Origin of the sequence: Halorubrum salinarum, assembly GCF_013267195.1 — an archaeon.
GTDB classification, from domain to species: Archaea; Halobacteriota; Halobacteria; order Halobacteriales; family Haloferacaceae; genus Halorubrum; species Halorubrum salinarum.
In genome coordinates, this window is the sequence record NZ_CP053941.1 from 2,502,589 (window position 1) to 2,528,837 (window position 26,249).

Sequence of the window (26,249 nt, forward strand, 5' to 3'; positions counted from 1 at the left end):
GAGGACTGACTTTACCCCCAAGTATATATCTCTATATACTACTAATTTGCTCCTAATACCGCTTTAGAAAACCCTGAGAGCGACGGAGCGAGCCGAGTCGGAGAGATTGAGCTGTACTCGCTGACAGAGGTATATATTTTGATCAAAATTAAGGTGATCCGCTCCCGAGGGCCTGATATGGAAACGCGGAAGGTCCAGGTCACCGGCGGCTCGACGTACACCGTTTCGATTCCGAAGACGTGGGCGACCGACAACGACGTCGAGGCCGGGACGGAGATCGAGTTCCACCCCGACGGCGACTCGCTGTTCCTCACCCCGCGGTCCGAGTCCGAACGGACGCGGGGGTCGCTGGACATCGCCGATCTGAGCGGCCAGGCGCTCCGGCGGGCGGTGACGACGATGTACGTCAGCGGCTTCGACGTCATCGAACTGGAGGCCGCGGAGATCACCACCGAGCAGCGGTCGACGATCCGGGACGCGGTCCAGAGCCTCGTCGGCCTGGAGGTGTTAGAGGAGACGCGCGACCGCGTCGTCGTTCAAGACTTGCTCGACTCCTCGGAGCTTTCGATCCACAACGCGGTCACGCGGATGCGACTGATCTCGCTGTCGATGCTCGAAGACGCGATCACCGCGCTCTCGGAGCGCGACCACGACCTCGCGCGCGACGTGATCGGTCGCGACGACGACCTCGACCGCCTGTGGCTCGTCGTCTCGCGGATCTTCCGCGCCACCCTGCGGACGCCGAAGGCGGCCGAGGAGCTGGGTCTCCCCCGCGAGGAGTGTTTCGACTACCACTCCAGCGCCCGCCAGCTGGAACGGATCGGCGACCACGCGACGAAGATCGCGCACCTCACGCTGAACATCGACGAGGCCCTCCCCCCGGACGTGGTCGAGGCGGTGAGCGACCTCCACGGCGACGCAGTCGACGTGATCGACGCGGCGATGGACGCGCTGTTCGACGACGACACCGAGGCCGCGACCCGTCGGGCCAACGAGGCGCGGACCGGCGTTCGAGCCATCGACGAGCGCGTGCGCTCCATCGACGAACTGCTCCGCGACCTCGATCCGACGCGCGCGCAGCTGCTCGGGCTCGTCGTCGACTCCGTGCTCCGCTCGGCCGACTACGGCGGGAACATCGCCGAGACCGCGCTCCAGAAGGCCGCGCCGACGCCGTGAGGGGATCGGTCTCAGACGGAGATTCGAGCGCCGCTCTCGTTGCCGGGTGAACGGGTTTTTTCAGCACGCTCCCCCGAGGTGACCCCATGCCAGAGATCGAACTCGGCGTGCCGAAGGGCGTTGTCGAGTCGCTTCCGGAGGACGAGGGGACCGCCGAACGCGACATGCGACGCGCCATTGCGGGGATCCAGTCGCGGCTGAACGAGGCGCTCGACGAGGCGGACCCGGACGAGGCGGCCGAGGTCGTCGCCGACGCGGTCGAGCGCATGGAGTCGCAGGCGAGCACGTACCACGAGTTCGTCCCCGAACTGCGCGCGTGGGGGCAGTCGCCGATATACGCCATCGCGTGGCGGAACCTCTACCTCGAACTGATCGGCCAGCTGTACGACCACGAGTGGCTCGCCGACGACCTCGACCGCGAGCGGAACTTCCGGCTGGTCGAGGACGGGATCCGGCTGTCGGACCTGTAGCGGGAGCGACCTCGCGTGGGTCGCGGATCGCTGCCGGTGCCGCTGGCCGCGGAGCGCCGTCGCCGCCGCGTGTCCGCGGTCGGTTCGGTTCCGCGGCCGACCGCTTTTAAGCCGCCGCGACACGACGTACGGGTATGGAACTCGAACTGCGGTTCTTCGCGACGTTTCGCGAGGCCGCCGGCGGGAAGACGGTGAACGCGGAGTTCGCCGACGGCTCCTCCGTCGGCGACGTGTTGCGCGAATTGGAGGCCGAGTACGAGGGGATGGAGGGCCGGCTGATCGTCGACGGCGACCTCGCCCCCCAGATCAACGTCCTGAAGAACGGCCGCGAGGTGCTCCACCTCGACGGGCTCGACACGCCGATGGCGGACGGCGACCGGCTCTCCGTCTTCCCGCCGGTCGCGGGGGGCGCATGACCGACGACGGGTCGGCGGCGACCGAGGGGAGCGTCGACGACGAGGCGGCGGGGGCCGACCTCCCGCCCGCCGAGGAGGGGTGGGAGCGAAAGACGGTCGCGTACCGCGGCATCTCTCGCCGCCTCGCGGCTCACTACCTCCGCAACCTCGGCGGGGAGCTGGTGGGGACCGACGACCCCGCGGCCGCGACCCGGGTTGACGGCGACGGCTGGCGAGTGACTCTCAGCGCCGAGACGGTGACCGCCGCGGCCGCCATCGAACTCACCGAGGTGACCGCCGAGTTCGCGGGCGACCCCGAGGTCCTCGCCGAGCTCCTGCCGAAGTACCGGCAGAAGGCGATGCGCGCCGGCGGGTGATGTCCGACGACGCCGACGGCGGGGAGTCGGGTGACCGGGACGACGCCGAGAAGGACCCGGGTCCGTACCCGATCGAGGGGACCGCGCTGGTGAAGACGGCCGCGCTCGCGAGCGTGCCGGCCGCCCGCGTCCCGGCGCTGCTCACGCAGGTTCAGGCCGACCTGGGGCCTAGGATCGACGAGTACCGCCGGCGCTACGAGCGGATCGCGGCCGAGCCGGACCGCGAGACGTTCCTCGTCGAACCGGATCACTGGGAGACGGTGGCCGACCGCGTGGGGCTCTCCGAGCGCGAGCGCGACGCGGTCGTGCGGGCCCACGAGGCCGCGGTCGAGCGGATCGGGTCCGGGAGCGGCCGCCGGGAGGAGTTCGACACCGCGCTGGAGATCCGGTCGGGCGTCGTTATCGGCGTCGACGTGGAAAGCGGAGGAAACGGCGACGCAGAGGCGGGAGCGAACGGCAGCGAATCGGATCCGGACGGCGGCGAATCGGACCCGGACAGCGGCGGGTCGGATTCGAACCGCGACTGACCCGAACGCTGCCGTCACCGACGCCTTTTCGGACGCCACCGCAGACGTTCCGGCATGCGACTCGCTCGACTGCTCACGCCGGACGGTCCCGTCGCCGGCCGCTACGACGACGGCGGGGTCGTCGCGGACGACGGCCGCTACGAGGTCGGCCGCGACGGCCGGCTGCTCCCGCCCTGTGACCCCAGCGCGCTGTACTGCGTCGGCCGGAACTACGCCGAGACGCTCGACCAGATGGACTACGAGCGGCCTGACGAGCCGGACTTCTTCGTCAAGCCGCCGGCCAGCCTGCTGGCGCACGGCGAGCCGATCCGGTACCCGGAGTGGACCGACGAGCTGACCTACGCCGGCGAACTGGTCGCGGTGATCGACGAGCGCTGCCGCGACCTCGCGCCCGATGAGGTGCCGGGCGTCGTGCGCGGCTACACGGTCATGAACGACGTCGACGCCCTCGACCAGCAGGGGCGGACCGCCCGCAAGGCGTTCGACGGCTCCGCGCCGCTGGGGCCGTGGATCGAGACCGACGTCGACCCGACGGCCCTCGACATCGAGACGACCGTTGGCGGCGAGACGCGCCAGGACGCCAACACGGAGCTGATGCTGTTCGGTCCCCGCGAGATCGTCTCGTACCTCTCGAAGCGGTTCTCCTTCGAGCCCGGCGACTGTATCGCGTTCGGCAGCCCCGCGAACCCCGGTCTCGTCGAACCGGGCGAGCGCGTCGAGATCACGTACGAAGGGGTCGGGACGCTCTCGAACCCGGTGGTCGCGCCCGGCGCAGACTGACGCGCCGCGGGCGGCCAATGAGCGGCGGGCGGCTGGCGAGTGGCGGGCAGCCGGCCAGCGGTGGCCAGCCGGCCAGCGGCGGACGGCTCAGCGGTCCGCCCGGTCGAGGTCGTCGACGCTCGCGTCGTCGATCAGGTCGGTTGCGGTCCGCAGGCTCTCCTCGTCGCCGGTTCGGACGTAAGCCCCGAGCGCCGCGGCGGCGTCGACGAGGGCGTCCGCGGTCGTGGGCGACACGTCGCCGCCGAGGGCGTCGACGCGCGTGACGCGGTCGCGGAGGCGTTCGAAGGCGTCGCGGGCGGGGGCGATCCTGTCTTCGGGATCGGATCCGTCGACAGTGACCGTCGGCGCGTCGTCGGCGTCGGTCTCGTCGTCGGCGTCGGTCGCATCATCGGCGTCGGTCTCGTCCTCGGTCGGTTCGGCCCCGGCTTCGAGTTCGTCGAGGAAGTCGAGCGCGTCGCTCCGGTAAGCCTCGACTGCGCGCACGGCCGCCATTCCTCGCGCCTCTCGGAGCGCGGTCGGGACCTCCTCGGCCGCGGGTCGGTCGCCGTCGTCCGCGCCGGCGAGCAGCGCGAGGAGGTACTCCCCGTCGGTGTCGGTCGGGTCGCGTAGCCGCTCGAAGCAGTCGACGGCCTCCAGCAGCTCGCGGGCCGCGAGGTACGTCCCGTCGAGCGGGGCCAGCCGTCCCCCGTCGATGAACCCGCGCTTCCGGCAGTACTCCCGGAGGTCGGACTGGAGCTCGTCGACGCCGGAGCGGGGGAGGGTCCCCTGCGCCTCTCCGAACCGCTCGCGGTGGGGGGCGAGGTCGAGCGAGACGGGGGCGTCCGTGTGGGCCGTGCGGTCGTCGACCCCGACGCTGCGCAGGTCGCCGCAGCTCGGACACGCGACGGAGCCCGTGTCGTAGTACGACCACCGCGCGCCGCAGGACTGGCACTCGCGTTCGCCGCGGACCTTCATGGCGACCGGTTCGTCGCGTCCGCCCTAAACGGCTGCGGGTCGCCTGGTGGCCCGTGACACGGTGCCTGGGTCGGCCGCTCTCCCCCCGAACCGTCCGGGGCCAGTGGCCAGCCTATTTCACGCCCTCCGTCGAACGGCCCGTATGAGCTGGCACGCCGTCGCGGCCGTCGACCGCGCCGTCCGCGTCACGCGCGGGTTCCTCTTCCCCTTCGAAGCGGTCCGGTGGGCGAAGCTCGGGTTCCTGGCGCTCGTGATGGCGGGCGGCGGCGCGGGGGCGTCGGGCGCGACGACGTCGTCTCTCGGCGGTCCCGCCGGCGGCGGCGCCGGCGCCTGGAGCGACGCCGGGCCGACGGAGCCCGCGTCGGTGCCCGCGGGCGTCGAACGCGCCGCGAACGCGGGGATCGAGCGCCTCGCCGAGGTCGACGCCGCGGTGCTGACCGGACTCGCCCTCGGAGTCCTCCTCGCGGGGATGGCCTTGTTCGCGTGTTCGATCGCGTTTCGGCTCGTCTTCTACGAGGCGCTCTCGACGACGGAGGTCGCGCTGTGGCGGCCGTTCCGCGACCGCTTCCGACAGGCGCTCGGGCTCCTCGGCGTCGCGGTGGTGAGTGCGGTCGCCGTCGGGCTTCCCGCGGTCGCGGTCGCGATTGCGCTCGACCCCGAGCTGTTGCGGTTCCTCGGCGTTTCGCTCGGGGGATTACCTAGACAGTCGTCGGTGAGCGCTCCGGCGTTCGGCGTGCTGGCCGTGATCGGAGCCACTGTCGCGCTCGTCGGGACCGTCGTCTCCAGGATCACCTTCGAGTTCGTCGCGCCGGCGATGGTCGCCCGAGACGTGGGCGTGATCGACGGGTGGCGGGCGGTCTGGGCGTCGTTCCGCGGATCGTGGGCGGACATCGTCGTCTACTTCGCGGTCCACCTCGTCCTCGCCGCCGGCGTCGGGATCGTTCAGGCCGCCGCCGCCGCGTTCGTCGCCGGCGTCGTCGGGGCGACGGCGCTCGTCGCGCTCCTCCTCGCGTCGGTGGCGCTCGGCGGCGTCGGGGCGTTGATCGGGACGACCGCGGGGGCGGTCGCGCTCGCGGCGGTGCTCGTCTGCGCGGTCGTCGCCGTGGTGGTCCTGACGCTCCCGGTGACGCTTGTCGTGCGGACGTACCTGACCGCGTTCGAGGTCTCGACGCTCGCCGGCATCGATCCGGAACTCGCGCCGCTGGCGCCGACGCTCGTCGCGGGCGACGACCGCGAACCGGCCGGCGAGTGAGTCGGCGGCGGTCGGATGTCGGTGTGGGGTGACCCGAGAGAAATCATCCGTTGTCGGAGGGGTCGATCGGGGGTGATCGCGCACGGTCGGGGTTCTCGGCGCCGTGTACGGGTCGATCGGTGATCGTCGAACGTCGAATTGCGTACTCGACACCATCGGATAGCTTTTTACTCCGTTCACGAATGGAGAGAGACATGGGACTAGACGACGACGCGCGGGAGTACCACCGACAGGAGCCGCCCGGGAAGATCGAGATAGAGACGACGAAGCCCACGAACACGCAGCGGGACCTCTCGCTGGCGTACTCGCCGGGGGTCGCGGCGCCCTGTCGCGACATCGCGGCCGACCCCGAGTCCGTCTTCGAGTACACGGCGAAGGGGAACCTCGTCGCGGTCGTCTCGAACGGCTCGGCCGTCCTCGGGCTCGGCGACATCGGCGCCGCCGCCTCCAAGCCCGTCATGGAGGGGAAAGGCGTGCTGTTCAAGCGGTTCGCCGACATCGACGTGTTCGACATCGAGCTCGACATCGACGCCGTCGACCCGTTCTGCGAGGCGGTGAAAGCGATGGGACCGACGTTCGGCGGGGTCAACCTCGAGGACATCAAGGCGCCCGAGTGCTTCAAAATCGAGGAGCGGCTCCGCGAGGAGATGGACGTCCCGGTGTTCCACGACGACCAGCACGGCACCGCGATCATCTCGGGCGCGGCGCTGATGAACGCGGTCGACATCTCGGACAAAGACCTCTCGGAGCTCGACATCGTCTTCTCGGGTGCGGGCGCGTCGGCCATCGCGACGGCCCGCTTCTACGTCTCGCTGGGCGCGCGCAAGGAGAACATCACGATGTGCGACTCTTCGGGGATCATCACCGAGTCGCGCGTCGAGAACGGCGAGGTCAACGAGTACAAGAGCCAGTTCGCCAGCCCGGTCGAAGGCGGCGACCTCGCGGACGCGATGGAGGGCGCCGACGTGTTCGTCGGGCTCTCCGTCGGCGGGATCGTTTCGCAGGAGATGGTCCGCTCGATGGCCGCCGATCCGATCATCTTCGCGATGGCGAACCCCGATCCGGAGATCACCTACGAGGACGCGAAGGACGCGCGCGACGACACGGTGATCATGGCGACGGGCCGGTCGGACTACCCCAACATGGTGAACAACGTGCTCGGGTTCCCGTTCCTGTTCCGCGGCGCGCTCGACGTGCGCGCGACCGAGATCAACGAGGAGATGAAGGCGGCCGCCGCGGAGGCGCTGGCCGACCTCGCGCGCAAGGACGTTCCGGACGCGGTCGTGAAGGCCTACGGCGACGAACCGCTCCAGTTCGGGCCCGACTACGTCATCCCGAAGCCGCTCGACCCGCGGGTGCTGTTCGAGGTGGCGCCGCGCGTCGCGGAGGCGGCGATGGAGTCCGGGTCGGCCCGGACCGAGATCGACTTAGCGAAGTACCGGGAGCGGCTCGAAGCGCGGCTCGGGAAGTCCCGCGAGATGATGCGCGTCGTCCTGAACAAAGCGAAGAGCGACCCGAAGCGGATCGCGCTCGCGGAGGGCACTGACGAGAAGATGATCCGGGCGGCGTATCAGCTCTCCGAGCAGGGGATCGCCGAGCCGGTGCTGCTCGGCGACGCGGACACCATCTCGCAGACCGCGGCGGAACTCGGTCTGTCGTTCCGTCCCGACGTCGTCGACCCCGACGACCGGGACGTCACGGACTACGGCGAGCGGCTGTACGAGCTCCGTAAGCGCAAGGGCATCACGAAGCGCGAGGCGGACGACCTCGTCAAGCGCGACACCAACTACCTCGCGAGCGTGATGGTCGAGACCGGCGACGTGGACGCGATGCTCACCGGGCTCACCCACCACTACCCGTCCGCGCTCCGGCCGCCGCTCCAGATCGTCGGGTCCGCGGCCGACACCGACACCGTCGCCGGGGTGTACATGCTCACGTTCAAGAACCGGGTCATCTTCTGTGCGGACACGACGGTCAACCAAGACCCCGACGCGGAGACGCTCGCGGAGGTCACGCGACACACGGCGGACCTCGCGCGCCGGTTCAACGTCGAGCCGCGCGCGGCGATGCTGTCGTACTCCAACTTCGGGAGCGTCGACAACGAGGGGACTCGGAAGCCGCGCGAGGCGGTCGACATCCTCCAGTCCGACGACGCGGTCGACTTCCCCGTCGACGGTGAGATGCAGGCCGACACCGCCGTCGTCGACGACATCCTCAACGGGACCTACGAGTTCTCTCAGCTCGACGAGGCGGCCAACGTCCTCGTGTTCCCCAACCTCGAAGCCGGGAACATCGGGTACAAGCTGCTCCAGCGGCTCGGCGGCGCCGAGGCCATCGGCCCGATGCTCGTCGGGATGGACGAACCGGTCCACGTGCTCCAGCGGGGCGACGAGGTGAAAGACATCGTCAACCTCGCCAGCGTCGCCGTCGTCGACGCTCAGGAGTAACTCACCGAGCGGAGTCAGGCGAACGACCTCGTCGGTTGCTTTTTATTCTTCTTCGGCGGTTTCCAGCAGCACCCGGAACCGAAGTGGCGTATTTCTCCTGCGGGCCCTACGTTTCCCGCGACTGATCCCACGCAAATTCTTCGCGGCTGACTCCGCGTCGTTCTCCGCGGCTGACGTGAGTCGCCGTGGGAGTGACACACCGTGTTTCCGGTGAAATCGGGTGTCGCTGTGTGTGGGTGTACGGTCGGCCGGGGTAGGCGTACAAAATCGCCGAAGTGAACTCGCGGACTCCATCATTCTGTCCGTTTTGAAACAACAGGTTTTATTACTCAAATGTGTGTACAGCTCGCCAAGCGAAGTGAGCAGAGGCTCGCCGAGCGACTGGAGTCGTTCACCGGAAATGCGGTCTCCCCCGTGAGGGGAGCACCGATATGACACCGTACACCGGATTTCCGGTGAAATGTAGGGACGTGTCTTCACCTTGTCTCGCCCCAGTTCCCCCGCTCTGGCAGCCGTTATTACCTTCTGTCGCTCTTTGAGGTTTCTGTCGCTCTTTGGGGTCTCCTTTTCCCTCATGGCAGGACTTACTCCCGACTCACACCACCAACCGCTCACCCCGTTTCACCGGAAACACGGTGTGTGTCTCGACCGGTCGAACCACCCGCCGACCTGCCTCCCGCCTAGTCGCGAAACAGAACGCATTTCACCGGAAACACGGTGTCTCCCTCATGGACGCAGCGGACGACCTCTTCACGAGGGAGGACCCTATCTTCGCGAACAAGGAGCTCCTCGAGATCAGTCACCTACCCGGGGAGGGACGGATCGTCGGCCGAGACGACGAGATATCCGACTTGGCGACGGCCGTCAACCCGGCCATCTTCGGACAGAGCCCGAGCAACGTCCTGATATACGGAAAGACGGGCACCGGGAAGTCGCTGTGTGCGAAGTACGTCTCCAAACGGCTCGTCTCCACCGCCAGCGAGGAGGGCGTCACCGCCACGTTCGCCTACGTCGACTGCGCGCAGGACACTACGGAGACCCAGGCCGTCCAGACCATCGCCGAGGGCGTGAACAACCCCGAGCAGACCGGTATCAACATCCCCGACAAGGGGCTCTCGACTTCCACTTACTACAAGCGGCTCTGGCGCATCCTCGACCAGCGGTACGACGTGGTGCTGATCCTGCTCGACGAGATCGACAAGCTCGACGACGACGCGATCCTGATGCAGCTGTCCCGCGCGGGAGAGGCCGGGAAGATCACCGACTGTAAATTGGGCGTCGTCGGGATCAGCAACAAGATCCAGTACAAAGACCGGATGGACGAGCGCGTCAAGTCGAGCCTCTGTGAACGCGAGTTCGTCTTCCCGCCGTACGACGCGAACCAACTCCGTGAGATCATGCAGGCGCGCGCGGACGCGTTCCACGACGACGTGCTCGAACCGTCGACGATACCCCGCGCCGCGGCGCTCGCCGCGCGCGAGCACGGCGACGCCCGGAAGGCCATCGACATCCTCCGGTACGCGGGCGAGATAGCGCAGGCGAACGGCGAGCCTACGGTCCGCGAGGAGTTCGTCACGCAGGCGCGCGAGCGAGCCGAGACCGACCGCTTCCGCGAACTCATTCGCGGGTCCACGCCGCACTCGCGGTACGTGCTCCAGGCGCTCGCGCTGTTGTCGCTGTCGAACGGCCGCCAGGACGGGTTCCGAACGAGCCGCGTGTACGAGATCTACGAGAACATCTGCCGACAGGAGGGGTCCGACAGCCTCTCGCTGCGCCGCGTCCGCGACCTGCTGAAGGAACACGCGTTCCTCGACATCATCGAACAGTCGAAACACAGCGGCGGCAGCGCCGAGGGGAGCTACACCAAACACCAACTCCTCGAGGACCCGAGCGTCGTCAAAGAAGTACTCACCGAGGACGACGCCGAAACGTAACGGGACCGCACTCAGCCGCTCGACAGCGACCCACGGCCGCTCGACACCGGTCGCCGCCCGTCTCCGAGACGGCGGGAACCGAACAGACCGATCGATTCGACCCTCAGCCGAGCAGGCCGAGCCCTTCGATGCGCTCGACGATCTCCTCGACGGCTTCCTCGGCGTCGTCGGTGCGCTTGCCGCCGGTGATGACGATTTTCCCGCTCCCGAACAGCAGGATGACGACCTCGGGTTCGTCCATCCGGTAGACGAGCCCGGGGAACTGCTCCGGCTCGTACTCCACGTCTTCGAGACCGAGACCGATAGCGAGGGCGTTGAGGTTGAGGTTGTGTCCGAGGTCCGCGCTCGACACGATGTTCTGGACGGTGATATCCGGGTCGTCCTCGACGGGGATCTGGAGCCCGCGGAGCTTCTCGAAGATTATCCCGAGTGCGTCGTGGACGTCGTCGATGCTCTTCGCGCCCGTACACACTATCTTCCCCGAGCGGAAGATGAGCGCGGCCGCCTTCGGCTCCTGGGTCCGGTACACGAGGCCGGGGAAGTTGTCCGGGTTGAAATCCGCACCCGGAAGGTCCTCCGCGAGCGCCTCCAAATCGAGCTCCTGACCGATACCCGTCGATGCAACAACGTTCTGAATCTCGATCGAGTCTGCAGGGTTCGTCATCGTTCGCTTTTATATGTGTCCCCCTCCCTTATAAACGCCCGTGGTATAAATGACCGGCTGCCCCGAGTTCCTCCTTCGTTCGATGTCGCGCACGCGTGTGTGGCCCCGAGTCGTCGGAGTCACTGTGATATAGTTCTGATATGTTTGCCGATCACGCGCTCCTCTCAAGCCGCTCGCTCCCGCGGGCGAGCTCTACTCGTCGCGCCGCGTCGACGAGTCACTCGGTTGTGAGTTGCTCCATGAAACCGCATGACGTGGCGTCGATGGTTCGACGGGGTTAAGTACAACCCGGGCATTCGAAGAAATGCGAGGCGCCCCCGGCGAGGGGGCACCGACCGGCCGTCGACGCGGCCGGTCGAAGCGTTCCGACGTGCTTAAGTGTATAAGCCCGTTCGGTCAAGACGCGAAGAACGCACCGCGGACTCGGGCCGTTCAACTCGGCCCGGTTTCGCAGAGTCGGTTCATCCGACTCATCCGATGAGGATCACGCCCCCTGCGCTCCGGCGTAAGCGGTGATCTGATGTGAGTCGTGGTCGTTCGGTGCCATCCAAGCCGTTGGCTGGGCCGGACACCACACAGACCAATGCAATGGTGTGTCAACATCATCGTTGACACCCGCCAACACCCCCTTCGAGCCGGGAATCAGGCTCGAAGGACATACATTCCGGTTGATCCTGCCGGAGGCCATTGCTATTGGGATCCGATTTAGCCATGCTAGTCGCACGAGTTCAGGCTCGTGGCGAATAGCTCAGTAACACGTGGCCAAACTACCCTTCGGAACACAATACCCTCGGGAAACTGAGGCTAATAGTGTATACCATACCACCACTGGAATGAGTGGTATGCCAAACGCTCCGGCGCCGAAGGATGTGGCTGCGGCCGATTAGGTAGACGGTGGGGTAACGGCCCACCGTGCCAATAATCGGTACGGGTCATGAGAGTGAGAACCCGGAGACGGAATCTGAGACAAGATTCCGGGCCCTACGGGGCGCAGCAGGCGCGAAACCTTTACACTGCACGACAGTGCGATAGGGGGATCCCAAGTGCACAGGCATAGCGCCTGTGCTTTTCGGCACCCTAAGGCGGTGCCAGAATAAGGGCTGGGCAAGACCGGTGCCAGCCGCCGCGGTAATACCGGCAGCCCAAGTGATGGCCGATCTTATTGGGCCTAAAGCGTCCGTAGCTGGCCGCGCAAGTCCATCGGGAAATCCACCTGCTCAACAGGTGGGCGCCCGGTAGAAACTGCGTGGCTTGGGACCGGAAGGCGCGACGGGTACGTCCGGGGTAGGAGTGAAATCCCGTAATCCTGGACGGACCGCCGATGGCGAAAGCACGTCGCGAGAACGGATCCGACAGTGAGGGACGAAAGCCAGGGTCTCGAACCGGATTAGATACCCGGGTAGTCCTGGCCGTAAACAATGTCTGCTAGGTGTGGCTCCCACTACGAGTGGGTGCTGTGCCGTAGGGAAGCCGCTAAGCAGACCGCCTGGGAAGTACGTCCGCAAGGATGAAACTTAAAGGAATTGGCGGGGGAGCACTACAACCGGAGGAGCCTGCGGTTTAATTGGACTCAACGCCGGACATCTCACCAGCATCGACTGTAATAATGACGACCAGGTTGATGACCTTGTCCGAGTTTCAGAGAGGAGGTGCATGGCCGCCGTCAGCTCGTACCGTGAGGCGTCCTGTTAAGTCAGGCAACGAGCGAGACCCGCACCCTTACTTGCCAGCAGTACCGCGAGGTAGCTGGGGACAGTAGGGGGACCGCCGTGGCTAACACGGAGGAAGGAACGGGCAACGGTAGGTCAGTATGCCCCGAATGTGCTGGGCAACACGCGGGCTACAATGGTCGAGACAAAGGGTTCCAACTCCGAAAGGAGACGGTAATCTCAGAAACTCGATCGTAGTTCGGATTGTGGGCTGCAACTCGCCCACATGAAGCTGGATTCGGTAGTAATCGCGTGTCACAAGCGCGCGGTGAATACGTCCCTGCTCCTTGCACACACCGCCCGTCAAAGCACCCGAGTGAGGTCCGGATAAGGCGTTCCACGAACGTCGAATCTGGGCTTCGCAAGGGGGCTTAAGTCGTAACAAGGTAGCCGTAGGGGAATCTGCGGCTGGATCACCTCCACCGACCCGAGACTCGCCTTCTGGGCGAGCTCACCTTACGACCGTCTTTCTAAGACGGTCACTACTCATTCGCATTGGACTGTATAGTCCGCCCACCCACCGGCTTGGACACTTCAGAACGACCACGGCTCACACAACACGCGACATGACCTTCCCTTCGGGGAAGGTGGGCTCATAGCTCAGTGGTAGAGTGCCTCCCTTGCAAGGAGGATGCCCTGGGTTCGAATCCCAGTGAGTCCATGTCCGTCCGAAGCGAATCCGTCCCCTTAAGTGGGAGACGCGACTCGGTTCGGACACGACGACCGATGCACCATCCCGGGAAACCGCGGATGGGAAGGGTTCGACGAACGCCCCGTCACACCCGGGGCGATTCAATGACAACCGTGTATACGTGCGATCCAGACGTCCACTGAACTCATCCGAGTTCGTGGAACGTCAGTGAACCATATACAGTCGGGTGACATTACGTCACTTGACACCGTCAACAACTCTCCTTCGAGAGTTCGTTGACACACTACTGGCTACTGTGCCAGCTGGTGAATGGCTCGGCTCGAGAGCCGACGACGGACGTGCCAAGCTGCGAAAAGCTCGTGGGACCCGCATGGAGGGAAAGAACACGAGATCTCCCAATCGGAATCCGTTCAACAATTGCCACGCGCAATAGGGAACGCCCTGAATTGAAACATCTCAGTAAGGGCAGGAAAAGAACGCAACAGCGATGTCGTCAGTAACCGCGAGTAAACGCGACACAGCCCAAACCGAAGGTCTTCGGACCAATGTGGTGTTCGGGTTGACAACCAAATCTCGACAACTCATCTGAAGTCTCCTGGAACGGAGCGTGAAACAGGGTGACAACCCCGTAAGATAAGTCAGTACAGATGGCGTCAAATCCAGAGTAGCAGGGGTCGGATATCCTCTGTGAACACCTCAGGCATCCCCTGAGAAGGCTAAACACTCCTCGAGACCGATAGCGAACAAGTAGCGTGAGCGAACGCTGAAAAGCACCCCGAAAAGGGCGGTGCAATAGGGCCTGAAATCAGCTGGCGATCGAGCGACAGGGCGTACAAGGCGATTCTTGAAACGACCGAGGAGCGATCCTCTAGTAGGAAAAGAATCGAGCCGGCGTCGTGTCGTGCGTTTTGAAAAACGACCCAGGGAGTGCACTTGATTGGCGAGTCTAACCCGTGAACCGGGGAAGGCGCAGGGAAACCGATACGGCCGCAGCATTGCGAGGGCCACCGTGTTCAAGCGCGGGGAGTCAATCGGGTGCGACCCGAAACCAGGCGATCTACGCGCGAGCAAGGTGAAGCGTGGCGAAAGCCACGTGGAGGCCTGTTAGAGTTGGTGTTCTACAATACCCTCTCGTGACTCGTGTGTAGGGGTGAAAGGCCCATCGAGCCTGGCAACAGCTGGTTCCAACCGAAACATGTCGAAGCATGACCTCATCCGAGGTAGCCCGCGGGGTAGAGCTACCGATTGGATGACCCGCCTCCGAGAGGAGTCGGCCATCCTGTCGAACTCCAAACCCGCAGGCGCTGTAGACGAAGGGAGTCCGGTGCGCGGGGTAAGCCTGTGTACCGTGAGGGGAACAACCCAGAGCCGGGTTAAGGTCCCAAAGTGTAGATTAAGTGCGATTCGAAGGTGGTCTCAAGCCCTAAACAGCCGGGAGGTGAGCTTAGAAGCAGCTACCCGCTAAGAAAAGCGTAACAGCTTACCGGCCGAGGTTTGAGGCGCCCAAAATGATCGGGGCTCAAATCTACCACCGAGACCTGGCCGTATCCGTGAAAGGATAACCGCGTAGGTTGGCGTACTGGTCGGACGGAAGCCCGGGCGAGAGCTCGTGTGGACCGTCCAGTAACGACAATCCTGGTCACAGTAGCAGCGATAGTCGGGTGAGAACCTCGACGGCCTGAAGAGCAAGGGTTCCTCGGCACTGCCGTTCAGCCGAGGGTTAGCCGGTCCTAAGGTGTACCACAACTTGACTACACCGACGGGAAGCTGGTTAATATTCCAGCGCCATCGTGCAGTAAACGCCGACGCCGTGTGGAACGCTGAGCCGGGCACTCGCCCGGTCGAATCGTGGAAACTCGTGGAAGCCGTCACGGCACGAAGCGAGCGAAACGCGAGACAGCGAAAGTCAGCCGTACATAGGGCCCGTGAAAAGGCAAGCATGATGTCCGTACCGAGATCCGACACAGGTGCTCTGCCAGCGCAAGGCAAGGCCTGTCGGGAGAACCGACGTTAGGGAATTCGGCAAGTTAGTCCCGTACCTTCGGAAGAAGGGATGCCTGCTCTCGACGGAGCAGGTCGCAGTGACTCGGGCGCTCCGACTGTCTAGTAACAACACAGGTGACCGCAAATCCGCAAGGACTCGTACGGTCACTGAATCCTGCCCAGTGCGGGTATCTGAACACCTCGTACAAGAGGACGAAGGACCCGTCAACGGCGGGGGTAACTATGACCCTCTTAAGGTAGCGTAGTACCTTGCCGCTTCAGTAGCGGCTTGCATGAATGGATAAACGAGAGCGCCACTGTCCCAACGTTGGACCCGGTGAACTGTACGTTCCAGTGCGGAGTCTGGAGACCCCCAAGGGGAAGCGAAGACCCTATAGAGCTTTACTGCAGGCTGTCGCTGAGACGTGGTCGCCGATGTGCAGCATAGGTAGGAGTCGTTACAGAGGTACGTGCGCTAGCACGCCACCCAGACAGCATTGAAATACTACCCGTCGGTGACTGCGACTCTCACTCCGGGAGGAGTACACCGGTAGCCGGGCAGTTTGACTGGGGCGGTACGCGCTCGAAAAGATATCGAGCGCGCCCGAAGATCATCTCAGCCGGGTCGGGAATCCGGCGAAGAGCGCAAGAGCAAAAGATGGTCTGACAGTGTTCTTCCCAACGAGGAACGCTGACGCGAAAGCGTGGTCTAGCGAACCTACGAGGTTCCGGAATGGGACCCGTAGATGACAGAAAAGCTACCTTAGGGATAACAGAGTCGTCACTCGCAAGAGCACATATCGACCGAGTGGCTTGCTACCTCGATGTCGGTTCCCTCCATCCTGCCCGTGCAGACGCGGGCAAGGGTGAGGTTGTTCGCCTATTAAAGGAGGTCGTGAGCTGGGTTTAGACCGTCGTGAGACAGGTCGGCTGCTATCTATTGGGGGTGTGAGGTACCTGACGTGAACGAACGTATAGTACGAGAGGAACTACGTTTGGTCGCCACTGGTGTATCGGTTGTCCGGAAGGGCAGATGCCGAGTAGCCACGCGACACGGGGTAAGAGCTGAACGCATCTAAGCTCGAAACCCACATGGAAAAGAGGTACCACCGAGGTCACTCGTAGAAGACGAGTTCGATAGACTCGGGGTGTACGCACCGAGGCAACGAGGTGTTAAGCCCACGAGAACTAACAGACCGAGCCACATTCATTGGCGCTGACGCGCCACGAACTCGCATGAGTTCAGGCGGTATCTGGATCGCACGTACACACGGTTGATTTCGAACCACGACCGACACTGGCGTCGCTCTCTGTAGTGAGAGCGTCTCGGTTCGAGTCCGAGAGTCGGCATGAAGGCGGCCACAGCGGTAGGGAAACACCCGTACCCATTCCGAACACGGAAGTTAAGCCTACCAGCGTATCGTGAAGTACTGGAGTGAGCGATCCTCTGGGAACCACGAGTCGCCGCCTCCCCACTCATACGGGAACATTCCCATTACAGCCCACGGACAGCGCGTCCGTGGGCTTTCTTCATATCTAACGAGCCGCAGCGACGCGTCCGATTCGGTAGCTGTTGACCCACCAGTGTAGCCTGCGTGTATCGAGACGGCCGGACTAGGATACACTCCGTCGGCCGCTGCGCCGTTCGAGAGTCGGGTCGAAGATTGTCTCGGCGGAACCGTATCAGTACTAATACTTTCGTCCGTAAGTTTATCACTTCTGTCGCTGAAGTCAAGGTATCATGGGCGGGTCGGACGACGCGGTTCGACTGTGCTGCGGCGACGAGCCGTCGCTCCGCGACGGCGTCGTCTCGGACCGCGTCGTCTCCGTGTTGTTCGGAACGGACGTCGAGGCGTGGCGAAGGGGTTGGGATCGAACCGCGGCCGGGCCGCCGGCACGGGAGACGGCAGTGGACGTGAACGACATCGCTCGGAGCGGGGCCACCGCGTCGACGCAGGTGGTACCGAACAACGGACTCGCGTACACGGTGCTCGGCCGTGACGCCGACAGCGAGCGCGTGCTCGACGCCGTCGCCGATCACTTCGACGGCGTTCCGGAGGGGACGGTCGACCTGTTGGTCGACGACCTCGCACCCCTCGCCGCGCGGGAGGGCATCGGCGCCGCGGTCGCGTTCGCGGGTCGTCTCCGCGAGCGCTTCGCCGACGAGGCGAACCGCGTCCTGCTCGGCTGTTCCGCCGAGTGCTCCGCCGAGCTACTGTCCCGCCTCGACGCCCTCGTCGACGCCGACGCGGCCGCGACGGCGGCGGTCGAGCGGCTCTCGCGCGACGACCCCACCACCTTCGGGTACGTCCGTCGTCACTGGGCCGAGGCCAGGCGGGGTATCGAGGCGTGCGACCGGAACTACCCGCAGTCGAAGCAGGTCCACGCCGCGCTGGCCGACCCGGAGACGACGCCGCGGACGCTGGGGGCGACCCTGTCTGGGTTGGTCACGCTCGGCGCGCTGGAGACGTGGGGCGACACGGTGGGACCGACCCGATACGACCTCACTGCGTACCGGCCGGATCGGACGCGGGCGATCGGCGCGGCGCTCGAAGCGGACGGCGTCGAGGAGTGAAACATCGCCTCCCGACTCGGCGCGTCAGTCGCCCTTTTCGTCCCGCTCGTCGCTCTCCCCGACGCGTCTGAGGTCTGTCTCCACGACTGTGCCGTCGGGCTCCAGCGTCACGCTTCCGAGGGCGGCGGTCTCGCCGGTGTCGTACCGGGCGTCGACCGCCGCCAGCGTCCGGCGCCTGTCGAGCCGGTCCCAGACGGCCTCCGCGACGAGCGACTGGAACGCCTCGGGATCGGTCCACCCGGCGTCGATGTCGGAGGGGACGCCGACGACGACTCGGAGCTCCGTCTCGGCGACGCGGATGCCGACGCCGAACGTGTCCGCACACATGGACCGTCGTTCGCGTCGGGGGGTGAAATCACCGTCGGGGTCGGTTCGGCGGCGGACGCGACGGCGACCGCGCCGGCCCGCACGCTCGGCTCTCGAAACCGGTAAGCGCCCCCCGCTCGAAGGGCCGGAAACTCGATGAGTTCGAAGCCAGCGGTGTCGCCGAAGGCGGGGCTCGCGGCGGCGGTCGTCGCGGTGAGCGCGGGCGCGATCCTCGTCCGCCTGAGCGACGCGCCGAGCTCGGTCGCCGCGTTCTACCGAGTGCTGTTCACGACCCTCCCGCTGGCCTCGGTGGCGGCGTGGCGGTACCGCGGGGAGTTCGGCCGGATCCGGTCGCGCGACCTCGCGTTCGCGGTGCTGTCCGGCGTCGCGCTCGCGGTCCACTTCGCGGCCTGGTTCGAGAGCCTCCGGTGGACGAGCGTCGCCGCGAGCGTGACGCTCGTCCAGGCGCAGCCGGTGTTCGTCGCGGTCGGCGCGTGGCTACTGCTACGCGAACGCGTCACGCGACGGATGGCCGCGGGCATCGCCGTCGCCGTGGCCGGGATGGCGTCGATGTCGCTCGGCGATTTCTTGGGGGGCGTGGCGGTCGGGCCTCGCCCGCTGTACGGCAACGCGTTGGCGCTGGCCGGTGCCGTCGCCGCGGCGGGGTACGTCTTGGCCGGTCGCTCGCTGCGGCAGCGGATCTCGTTGGTCCCCTACGTAACCGTCGTGTACAGCGTCTGCGTGGTGGTCCTGCTCGGATTCGTGCTCGCCGCCGGCCACCCGCTGACGGGGTACCCCGCCCGGGAGTGGCTCCTGTTCGCCGGGCTCGCGGTCGGACCGGGGCTACTCGGCCACACGGTCCTCAACTGGGCGCTCGCGCACCTGGAGTCGAGCGTCGTTTCCGTCTCGCTGCTCGGTGAGCCGGTCGGCGCGACGCTGCTCGCGGCCGCGCTCCTGTCGGAGACGCCCACTCCGGCGACGGTCGCCGGCGGCTGCGTGGTCCTCGTGGGGATCTACGTCACCGCGACGGCGGGCTCCTCGTAGCGTTTTCAGCGCCGATATTTTGGGGTAAACGTTCAAGACCGCGGAACGGGTGGGTCGAGTATGGACCGGCGAACGGTCGTCGCGTTCGTTGGCGACGACGAGAGCGCCAGCGAACGCGTGGCCCGTGCGGTCGAGGCCGCTTGGAACGGCGCGGGCGGCCCGTCCCTTCGGACGCTCGCTCCCGCCGACTTCGACGGCGACCGAGACGGCGAGGAGCCGTTGGAAGACACGTGTGGGGTCGTCGTCACCGCCTCGGCCGCGACGGACGGCGACGTGAGGAAGGGGCTCGCCGCGCTGCCGTCCCACGTGCCGGTGATCGCGCTCGTCGAGGACGCGACGACGACGACGATCCGGACGCTGCTGGCGGCCGACGTGGACGACGTGGTCGAGACCGACGACCGCGGCAGCCACGTCGGAGGGGACGCGGCCGACCCGCTCACGGAGCGGATCCGGAGTCGGATGACCCCCGACCGCGTGAAGCTCGGAGACGACGGCGTCGCCCGACTCTCCGAGGTGTTGCTCGACGCCGGAACGACGCTCATGAGCACGCGAACCGACGAGGTCGGCACGAAGATCGAGTGGACGATGGAGAACGTCGGCGAACACGCCGAGCTCGACCGGATCGTCTGTTACCGCGAGGAGGACGGCGAGTTCGTCCCCGCCTACGACTGGTGTCCCGAGGGGTTCGACCCGGCGCCGAGGCCGTTCGAGGACTTCCCGGAGCCGGACCTGCTGTCGACGTTCGGCAACGTCGCGCGCGGGTCCGCCCCGGCCGAGGACGACTCCGAAGGCAATGACGACGTTGGCCTCGCGGGGCCGCCGGCGACGGTCCACGTCCCGCTCGTCGTCGACTGGGAGCTCAGCGGCATCGTCGCGTTCGAGTCCGACGACTGCCGCGTCTGGGCCGACGAGGAGGTGGGCCTGTACCGCACCCTCGGCGACCTGATCGCGCACACGATCGCGCGCAACGACCGCCGGGAGGCGCTCCGCAGGCAGGCGGAACAGCTCGAACAGTTCAGCGCGGTCGTCTCGCACGACCTGCGGAACCCGCTGAACGTGCTCTCGGGCTATCTGTCGCTCTCCGAGGACGAGCTCACCCCGTCGCGGTACGAAGCCATGAGCGGCGCGGTCGACCGCATGGAGACGCTGATCGACGACCTGCTCATGCTCGCGCGCCGCGGCGAGGCGATCGGCGACACGGAGCCGGTGCCGATCGCGGCCGTCGCCGAGGACGCCTGGGGCTCGGTGCGCGCGCCCAACGCGACGCTCACGATCGCCGACGAGATCGGGCGCGTCGAGGCGGACCCGAGCCGACTCCGGCAGGCCCTCGAGAACCTCTTCCGGAACGCGATCGACCACGGCGGCCCGGAGGTCTCGATAGAGATCGGCCCGATCACCGACGGCGGCGACGTCGGCGGGATGTACGTCGCCGACGACGGGCCCGGCATCCCTGTCGAACTCGCCGATACGGTGTTCGACTCGGGCGTCTCCTCGGCCGACAGCTCCGGCATCGGCCTGGCGATCGTCGACCGGATCGTCGAGGCGCACGAGTGGGACATCGACGTCAGGAACGACGACGGCGCCGTCTTCGAACTCACCTTCGACGCGGACGCGACGCGGGTCGCGGCGCCGTAACGCTTGGTCGGCGGCGTCCCCGCGACTCGGTCAGTTCTCGGCGATCCGCTCAGTCCTCGGTGATCTACTCAGTTCTCGGTGAACCGGTCGACGGTCCGGCGGTGCCGGTCGCGGAACATTCCCTCGAATCCCACCTTCGCCATCGGCCCGACCGCGTCGCCCAGCGGGCCGAGCGGCAGCCGATAGGCGACCGTGTCGACGAGGAGCGTCTCGTCGCCGTCGGCGTAGAACGCGTGGGTGTGCTCCCACCGTCGGAACGGGCCGCCTTCCATCACGTCGACGAACCGGGCGGAGCGCTCCGGAGACGCCGTGCCGTCGGGCTCGCGCTCGACGATCCGCGAGGTCCACCGCTGGCGCGGTCCGGCCCCGAACGGGCGGACCGACATCTCGATCTCCGAGCCCGCGACGAGGACCTCGGGGTCGGGGGATCCGTCCGGGCCCGCGACGCCGTCGACGCGGAGACGCATCCAGTCCGGGGTGAGTTCTCGCAGTCCGTCGACCGTGGAGTGAAAATCCCACACGTCTTCGATCGGGGCCGGCACCCGAGTCGTCCGCCTGTACGTCGGCATACCCGCGGTACGGTGCGGGCGGACAAAAAGCCGTCCTCGGCGGCGGTTCGGGGACCGAAACCCGCATGTCCGCGGGCGGTGTGAGACGAGACGATGGAACGCGGGGCGATCGACGTCGGCGACCTGGCTGGACCGTTCGATCTCCAGGCGACCCTGGAGAGCGGACAGAGCTACCTCTGGAACCGCGCGGACGGCGAGACCTACGACGAGCTTCACGCCCACGGCGGCGACGCGTGGTACGAGACCGTCGTCGACCCGATTCCCGGGGTGACGGAGGAACGGGTCGCCGTCCGGGTCAGACAGGAGGGCGGCGTCCACGACGGCACGCTGCGATGGGAGGCGTCGACGGACGCCGAGCCGCTGTTGACGCACCTGCTCCGGCTCGACGACGACCTCGACGCGATCCTGGACGCAACGCCCGACCTGCCGCTGCTGGAACGGGCCTACGACGCCTACGAGGGGATGCGGCTGACCCGGGACCCGGTGTTCCCCTGTCTGATCTCGTTCATCTGCTCGGCGCAGATGCGGGTCGCGCGGATCCACGGGATGCAGCGCCGGCTCCGGGAGACGTACGGCGATGCGGTCGCGCTCGGCGACGAGACGTACCGAGCGTTCCCGACGCCGGATCAGCTGGCCGCGCGCACCGAGGAGGAGCTCCGCGACCTCTCCCTGGGCTACCGGGCGCCGTACGTCCAGCGCACCGCGGAGATGGTCGCGAGCGGCGAGGCCGACCCGCTGGCGGCGGCCGACCTCCCCTACGAGGAGGCGCGGGAGTCGCTCACGCGGTTCGTCGGCGTCGGGGACAAGGTCGCCGACTGCGTGCTGTTGTTCTCGCTGGGGTTCCTCGAAGCGGTGCCGCTCGACACCTGGATCCGCACGACCATCGAGGAGTACTACCCCGACTGCGACCGCGGGAGCTACGCGGCGACCTCCCGCGCGATCCGCGAGCGGTTCGGCGGCGAGTTCGCCGGCTACGCGCAGACGTACGTGTTCTACTACCTCCGCGCCGGCGGGGAGTGAGCGGCGGGCCCGCGTCCGCGGACGGCCGGCGTCTCCGCGGGAACGAGCGGCCGCGAGACGCCCGCTCGCCGACCGCGTCGACCGCCGAGAAGCGGCCGGCCGAAGTTTGATACTCGTTCGCGTGGTACGCTCGGACGTGATGGACTGTCGAGTCGTCGTCGAGGCCGCGGTCCCGGTGTACGACGTGGAGACCCCTGACGAGGCGGTCCGGATCGCCATCTCGAAGACCGGCGAGATGCTCAACCCGGACCTCAACTACGTCGAGATCGACACCGACACGCGGACGTCGCCGAGCGGTGAGCAGCTCGACCCGGCGTTCGTCGCGGCCGACGAGGCGCTCGTCGCCCTCGAACTCCGGATGGACGTGTTCAACGTCGACCGCGACGAACACGCCAGCCGCGTCGCGCGCAAGGAGATCGGCAAGCGGCTCCGTAACATTCCGCTGAAAGTGCTGTCCGTGACCGAGATCGATCCCGAGGAGAGCGACCGCCCGGAGGACTCCCCGACGGCCGAGGAGCCGTCAGCGTCGGCGGGCGACGGGTCCGACCCCGACGAGAACGGGGCGGCCGACGGTCGCTGAGACTCAAGAACGGTCTCCGGCACCGACGGTCCGCGGGCGAGAACGACGCGGGGCGACGGACGGCGGCGACGACGCTAGTCGGCGGACGGTCGGTCGGCGAGGAGTAGCGCGCAGTAGACGGTTCAGTCGGCCGTCGGGGCCAGCGGCTCCGATTCGGACGACTCCATCGGCTCGGTGATTCCCTCGGTCAGCTTGAAAACGGCGGCTTTGTGGTCGGTCTTCGACTTGTGAATCGATGTCGGCTTGACGCCCAGTTCTTCATAGGCTTCGAGGTCGACGTCGTCGTCCCAGAACTCGCACTGTTTTCGTACCTCCGCGAGGAGACCGTGAAGATGGATGAGCTCCTGCTTCTTCATGAGTACCAGTCCTTTGCTACCGGAGGTTTATATTATTATCTTGAGTCACGTTACCATACTGTTCGCGTATTTCGTGAGTAGCGGCGCGGAGAAGTGGATTCTCGATAGATCGATCAGGATCGTTTACGACCGTCCGCGGCGATCGCCCGCTCGCGAGCGACGGGCGTCGCTAGGGGGTCGGTCACTCGTCGATCGGAGGGCGCGGCGTCGCGGACGGTCGTCGTCGCCGGCGGTGCGCTACTGGAACTGCTTGACGGCCTCGAGGTCGCGTTCCGTCCGCATGAACTCCGTCAGGCGGCGCGTCGCGTGACACGCCGAACAGCTGAAGTTGGACCGCAGATCCTGAAGCTCGGCGGGGTTGTCCTGCCACTCCTTGCCGCACTCCGGACAGACGAGTCTGACGAACGCGTCAACCATGTCACCCAGTACAGGCGGCCGCGTTAAAAACGTGTGTGGCGGGCGATCCGCGACTGTCGGCGGGTCGATCTCGCGGTCGGTTCGACGGGCCGGTCCCACGGCCGGTTCGATCGTCGTCGCCCGCTCAGGCGCTCACGGTGCCGCTCGCGTCGAGCAGCTCCTTGTACCGGTTCCGGATGGTGACCTCCGAGACGTCGGCGACGTCGGACACCTGGCTCTGGGTCACCTTCTCGTTCGACAGCAGCGCCGCGGCGTAGACGGCGGCCGCGGCGAGCCCGACCGGCGACTTGCCGCTGGTGATCCCCGCGTTCGCGGCGTCGTCGAGCAGTTCGCGCGCGCGCCGCTCGGTCTCCTCGGAGAGGTCGAGCCGCGAGACGAACCGGGGCACGTAGCTCGTCGGGTCCGCGGGCTGGACGCGCAGCCCGAGCTCGCGGATGACGTAGCGGTACGTCCGTGTGAGCTCCATCTTCTCGACCCGGGAGACCGCGGTGAACTCGTCGAGGCTCCGGGGGTTCCCCACCTGCCGAGCGGCGGCGTACAGCGAGGCGGTGGCGACGCCCTCGATCGAACGGCCCGGAAGGAGGTTCTCGCCCAGCGCGCGGCGGTAGATGACCGACGCGGTCTCGCGGACGTTGTCCGGGAGGCCCAGCGCGCTGGACATGCGGTCGATCTCGCCGAGCGCCTGCTTGAGGTTGCGCTCCTTGGAGTCGCGGGTACGGAAGCGCTCGTTCCACGTCCGCAGCCGCTGCATCCGGCGCCGCTGTCGCCCCGTGAGCGACTTGCCGTAGGCGTCTTTGTCCTGCCAGCCGATGTTCGTCGAGAGCCCCTTGTCGTGCATCATGTTCGTCGTGGGGGCCCCCACACGCGACTTGCTGTCGCGCTCGCCGGAGTTGAACGCGCGCCACTCCGGGCCGCGGTCGACCGAGTCCTCCTCGACGACGAGCCCGCAGTCGCTACACACCGTCTCGCCGTGTTCCGTGTCCGTGGCGAGCCGGCCGTCGCACTCCGGACAGGTGGTGATCTGCTCGCTCTCCGTGCGCTCGTCGACGCTCGTCGACTCCGCTCCCGCCGCGTCCCTCGTTCGGGTGTGCTCGCCGGTCGCGGACGCGTCGCCCCGGTCCGCGAGTCGGTCTCGTTCCGTGCCGCCGTCGCTGTAGGTGTATGTCTCTGTCATGGGCTTGCTCCGACGATCCCCCGACGAAAATACAGCGAGGTCCGCAATCGCCAGTCTGTTAACGTGTAGTTAGTGGCGAAAGAATATAAATGTGTCGCTCTCAACGGTGGTGGGAGAAAGACGAAATTCGCCTTAGGGAGAGGAAAACGGCCGTCACGGCGCCCCGTTGGGGTCCGATCACGACGACGCAGGTCGCGCCGTTCGCGACGCACGATCGTATAAATACTTCTCTCCCGGACGCTCCGGACGGCGTGGCCGACCGGAAAACGGCGGTTCTCCCGGTCTATCGGCTACGGCTCACCGGGAACGCGACCCGGTCCGGGTTGTCGTTGAACCGTTCGAGGATCCGCTCGTACAGCCTGTTCTTCACGCGCTGGCCGCGGCGCGGGTGCGTGAGGTACCGCACCCGGAGCTCCACCCAGGACTCCTCCTGCCGGACGTTGACGCTCGGGCCGTCGTGGACCTCCAGTTCGACGGGCGTCTCCGCGAGCGCGTCGCGGTAGGCGGCGATCCCCTCGGCCATGTCCCGGCCGACCAGGTCGGTCGCCTCCTCGATCATCACCGAGCGCGCGAACTCCAGGTCGGTCTCGTAGGCCACCTGAACCGAGACCTCGTTCCAGACGTACGGCGACCCGCCGCCGCCGAAGTTGACGACGTTCGACGACAGGACCACGCTGTTCGGAACGGTGACCACCCGTCCGGAGGGCTGGTTCGTCGTCACCAGTTCCCCGTTGATCTCCCACAGCGTCGTCACGAGGAAGTCGACGCCGATCACGTCGCCCTTCGCGTCGTCGATCCGGACCCGGTCGCCGACGCCGAACGGCTGCTTGACCGCGATGTACACCCACGCGATCAGCGATAAGAGCGGCTGCTGGAGCGCGAAGGTGACCGCGAACCCGATGACGCCGAGCGAGAACAGGAGGCCGAGCCAGTTCTCGGTCGCCACCGCGAGGGTCGCCACGGTCCCGACGACCCCGAACGCCAGTCGAAGCAGGTTCCGGACGTTGTGCGCCCGGCGCTTGCTGGCCGACCGGGTCAGCACCCGGACCGCGAGCAGGTAGCTCCCGTACACGAGCCCCGCGACGGCGACGACGAGCAGCGAGCGGCCCACGACCACCGAGGCGGGGTACCCGCCGATCGGCGGCCAGGTCGCCAGCGCGTCGGTCGTGCCGGCGATCGTCCCGCCGATCCCCGCGAACAGGCCGACCGCGACCGACGCGAGCCCGAGTGGACGCCTCACGCTCGTCGCTCGC

General features: G+C 66.6%; 22 protein-coding genes, 1 tRNA gene and 3 rRNA genes. 18 read left to right on the forward strand and 8 right to left on the reverse strand.

Annotated elements, in window-relative coordinates; genetic code table 11:
* Window positions 1–177 precede the first annotated feature (177 nt).
* The 6 genes from HPS36_RS12810 to HPS36_RS12835 all read left to right on the forward strand — a co-directional run bounded on the left by HPS36_RS12810 (window position 178) and on the right by HPS36_RS12835 (window position 3,725).
* Window positions 178–1,176: a phosphate signaling complex PhoU family protein gene (locus HPS36_RS12810; protein WP_173230443.1), complete on the forward strand. Its 999-nt coding sequence runs from the start codon at window positions 178–180 to the stop codon at window positions 1,174–1,176.
* Window positions 1,177–1,262: 86 nt separating this feature from the next.
* Window positions 1,263–1,646, forward strand: coding sequence for a hypothetical protein (locus HPS36_RS12815; RefSeq protein WP_053772577.1), 384 nt, complete (start codon window positions 1,263–1,265; stop codon window positions 1,644–1,646).
* 134 nt (window positions 1,647–1,780) lie between these two features.
* Window positions 1,781–2,062, forward strand: coding sequence for a ubiquitin-like small modifier protein 1 (locus HPS36_RS12820; protein ID WP_053772576.1), 282 nt, complete (start codon window positions 1,781–1,783; stop codon window positions 2,060–2,062).
* Complete coding sequence (locus HPS36_RS12825; protein WP_173230444.1) at window positions 2,059–2,418, forward strand: hypothetical protein; 360 nt, start codon at window positions 2,059–2,061, stop codon at window positions 2,416–2,418. The genes HPS36_RS12820 and HPS36_RS12825 overlap by 4 nt, the downstream gene beginning before the upstream one ends.
* A complete protein-coding gene (locus tag HPS36_RS12830) occupies window positions 2,418–2,945 on the forward strand; it encodes a hypothetical protein (protein WP_235681707.1) in 528 nt (175 codons plus the stop codon). Before HPS36_RS12825 ends, HPS36_RS12830 begins: the two co-directional genes overlap by 1 nt.
* A gap of 54 nt (window positions 2,946–2,999) precedes the next feature.
* Complete coding sequence (locus tag HPS36_RS12835) at window positions 3,000–3,725, forward strand: fumarylacetoacetate hydrolase family protein (protein ID WP_173230445.1); 726 nt, start codon at window positions 3,000–3,002, stop codon at window positions 3,723–3,725.
* 87 nt (window positions 3,726–3,812) lie between these two features.
* On the opposite strand, the gene HPS36_RS12840 is transcribed toward HPS36_RS12835, so the two are convergent.
* Window positions 3,813–4,679 carry a DUF7117 family protein gene (locus tag HPS36_RS12840; protein ID WP_173230446.1) on the reverse strand — a complete coding sequence of 289 codons (867 nt, stop codon included), beginning with the start codon at window positions 4,677–4,679 and terminating at the stop codon, window positions 3,813–3,815.
* A 142-nt stretch (window positions 4,680–4,821) separates the two neighbouring features.
* On the opposite strand from HPS36_RS12840, the gene HPS36_RS12845 reads away from it, so the two are divergent.
* The 3 genes from HPS36_RS12845 (at window position 4,822) to HPS36_RS12855 (ending at window position 10,312) form a co-directional block, all read left to right on the forward strand.
* Window positions 4,822–5,931: a DUF7544 domain-containing protein gene (locus HPS36_RS12845; protein ID WP_173230447.1), complete on the forward strand. Its 1,110-nt coding sequence runs from the start codon at window positions 4,822–4,824 to the stop codon at window positions 5,929–5,931.
* Between the two features lie 194 nt (window positions 5,932–6,125).
* Window positions 6,126–8,378, forward strand: a complete 2,253-nt coding sequence (locus tag HPS36_RS12850) for an NADP-dependent malic enzyme (protein ID WP_137716095.1) — start codon at window positions 6,126–6,128, stop codon at window positions 8,376–8,378.
* Between the two features lie 728 nt (window positions 8,379–9,106).
* Window positions 9,107–10,312, forward strand: coding sequence for a Cdc6/Cdc18 family protein (locus HPS36_RS12855; protein WP_173230448.1), 1,206 nt, complete (start codon window positions 9,107–9,109; stop codon window positions 10,310–10,312).
* 103 nt (window positions 10,313–10,415) lie between these two features.
* Here the strand turns inward: HPS36_RS12855 and HPS36_RS12860 are convergent, their stop codons facing one another.
* Window positions 10,416–10,976, reverse strand: a complete 561-nt coding sequence (locus tag HPS36_RS12860) for a TATA-box-binding protein (RefSeq protein WP_137716096.1) — start codon at window positions 10,974–10,976, stop codon at window positions 10,416–10,418.
* A gap of 661 nt (window positions 10,977–11,637) precedes the next feature.
* On the opposite strand from HPS36_RS12860, the gene HPS36_RS12865 reads away from it, so the two are divergent.
* The 5 genes from HPS36_RS12865 (at window position 11,638) to HPS36_RS12885 (ending at window position 17,895) form a co-directional block, all read left to right on the forward strand.
* Window positions 11,638–13,107, forward strand: a 16S ribosomal RNA gene (locus tag HPS36_RS12865).
* A gap of 167 nt (window positions 13,108–13,274) precedes the next feature.
* Window positions 13,275–13,346, forward strand: a tRNA-Ala gene (locus HPS36_RS12870).
* Between the two features lie 272 nt (window positions 13,347–13,618).
* Window positions 13,619–16,530, forward strand: a 23S ribosomal RNA gene (locus HPS36_RS12875).
* Window positions 16,531–16,671: 141 nt separating this feature from the next.
* Window positions 16,672–16,793 (forward strand): 5S ribosomal RNA (rrf, locus tag HPS36_RS12880).
* The 16S, 23S and 5S rRNA genes sit together here with 1 tRNA gene alongside, the layout of an rRNA operon.
* A gap of 268 nt (window positions 16,794–17,061) precedes the next feature.
* The gene (locus HPS36_RS12885; RefSeq protein ID WP_235681708.1) at window positions 17,062–17,895 is read left to right on the forward strand and encodes a hypothetical protein; all 834 of its coding nucleotides are present in this window, start codon (window positions 17,062–17,064) and stop codon (window positions 17,893–17,895) included.
* A 24-nt stretch (window positions 17,896–17,919) separates the two neighbouring features.
* Here HPS36_RS12885 and HPS36_RS12890 read toward each other — a convergent pair whose 3' ends face one another.
* Window positions 17,920–18,222, reverse strand: coding sequence for a hypothetical protein (locus HPS36_RS12890; protein WP_173230449.1), 303 nt, complete (start codon window positions 18,220–18,222; stop codon window positions 17,920–17,922).
* Between the two features lie 135 nt (window positions 18,223–18,357).
* On the opposite strand from HPS36_RS12890, the gene HPS36_RS12895 reads away from it, so the two are divergent.
* Both HPS36_RS12895 and HPS36_RS12900 read left to right on the forward strand, forming a co-directional pair.
* Window positions 18,358–19,245, forward strand: coding sequence for a DMT family transporter (locus tag HPS36_RS12895; RefSeq protein WP_173230450.1), 888 nt, complete (start codon window positions 18,358–18,360; stop codon window positions 19,243–19,245).
* A gap of 60 nt (window positions 19,246–19,305) precedes the next feature.
* Window positions 19,306–20,880 (forward strand): sensor histidine kinase, encoded by a 1,575-nt coding sequence (locus HPS36_RS12900; RefSeq protein ID WP_173230451.1) that lies wholly within the window; start codon window positions 19,306–19,308, stop codon window positions 20,878–20,880.
* 68 nt (window positions 20,881–20,948) lie between these two features.
* Here HPS36_RS12900 and HPS36_RS12905 read toward each other — a convergent pair whose 3' ends face one another.
* Window positions 20,949–21,449, reverse strand: coding sequence for an SRPBCC family protein (locus HPS36_RS12905; RefSeq protein ID WP_173230452.1), 501 nt, complete (start codon window positions 21,447–21,449; stop codon window positions 20,949–20,951).
* A 93-nt stretch (window positions 21,450–21,542) separates the two neighbouring features.
* Here HPS36_RS12905 and HPS36_RS12910 point away from each other — a divergent pair, with 93 nt between their 5' ends.
* Window positions 21,543–22,469 carry a DNA-3-methyladenine glycosylase family protein gene (locus tag HPS36_RS12910; protein WP_137716112.1) on the forward strand — a complete coding sequence of 309 codons (927 nt, stop codon included), beginning with the start codon at window positions 21,543–21,545 and terminating at the stop codon, window positions 22,467–22,469.
* A gap of 139 nt (window positions 22,470–22,608) precedes the next feature.
* Entirely contained in the window at window positions 22,609–23,049 is a 441-nt protein-coding gene (locus tag HPS36_RS12915) for a DUF555 domain-containing protein (protein WP_173230828.1), read from the forward strand.
* 122 nt (window positions 23,050–23,171) lie between these two features.
* On the opposite strand, the gene HPS36_RS12920 is transcribed toward HPS36_RS12915, so the two are convergent.
* The 4 genes from HPS36_RS12920 to HPS36_RS12935 all read right to left on the reverse strand — a co-directional run bounded on the left by HPS36_RS12920 (window position 23,172) and on the right by HPS36_RS12935 (window position 26,236).
* Entirely contained in the window at window positions 23,172–23,405 is a 234-nt protein-coding gene (locus HPS36_RS12920) for a UPF0058 family protein (RefSeq protein ID WP_004598519.1), read from the reverse strand.
* 237 nt (window positions 23,406–23,642) lie between these two features.
* Complete coding sequence (locus HPS36_RS12925) at window positions 23,643–23,822, reverse strand: DUF7836 family putative zinc-binding protein (RefSeq protein WP_096392845.1); 180 nt, start codon at window positions 23,820–23,822, stop codon at window positions 23,643–23,645.
* A gap of 124 nt (window positions 23,823–23,946) precedes the next feature.
* Window positions 23,947–24,996 carry a transcription initiation factor IIB gene (locus HPS36_RS12930; RefSeq protein WP_173230453.1) on the reverse strand — a complete coding sequence of 350 codons (1,050 nt, stop codon included), beginning with the start codon at window positions 24,994–24,996 and terminating at the stop codon, window positions 23,947–23,949.
* A 283-nt stretch (window positions 24,997–25,279) separates the two neighbouring features.
* Window positions 25,280–26,236 carry a mechanosensitive ion channel family protein gene (locus tag HPS36_RS12935; RefSeq protein WP_173230454.1) on the reverse strand — a complete coding sequence of 319 codons (957 nt, stop codon included), beginning with the start codon at window positions 26,234–26,236 and terminating at the stop codon, window positions 25,280–25,282.
* Window positions 26,237–26,249 lie beyond the last annotated feature (13 nt).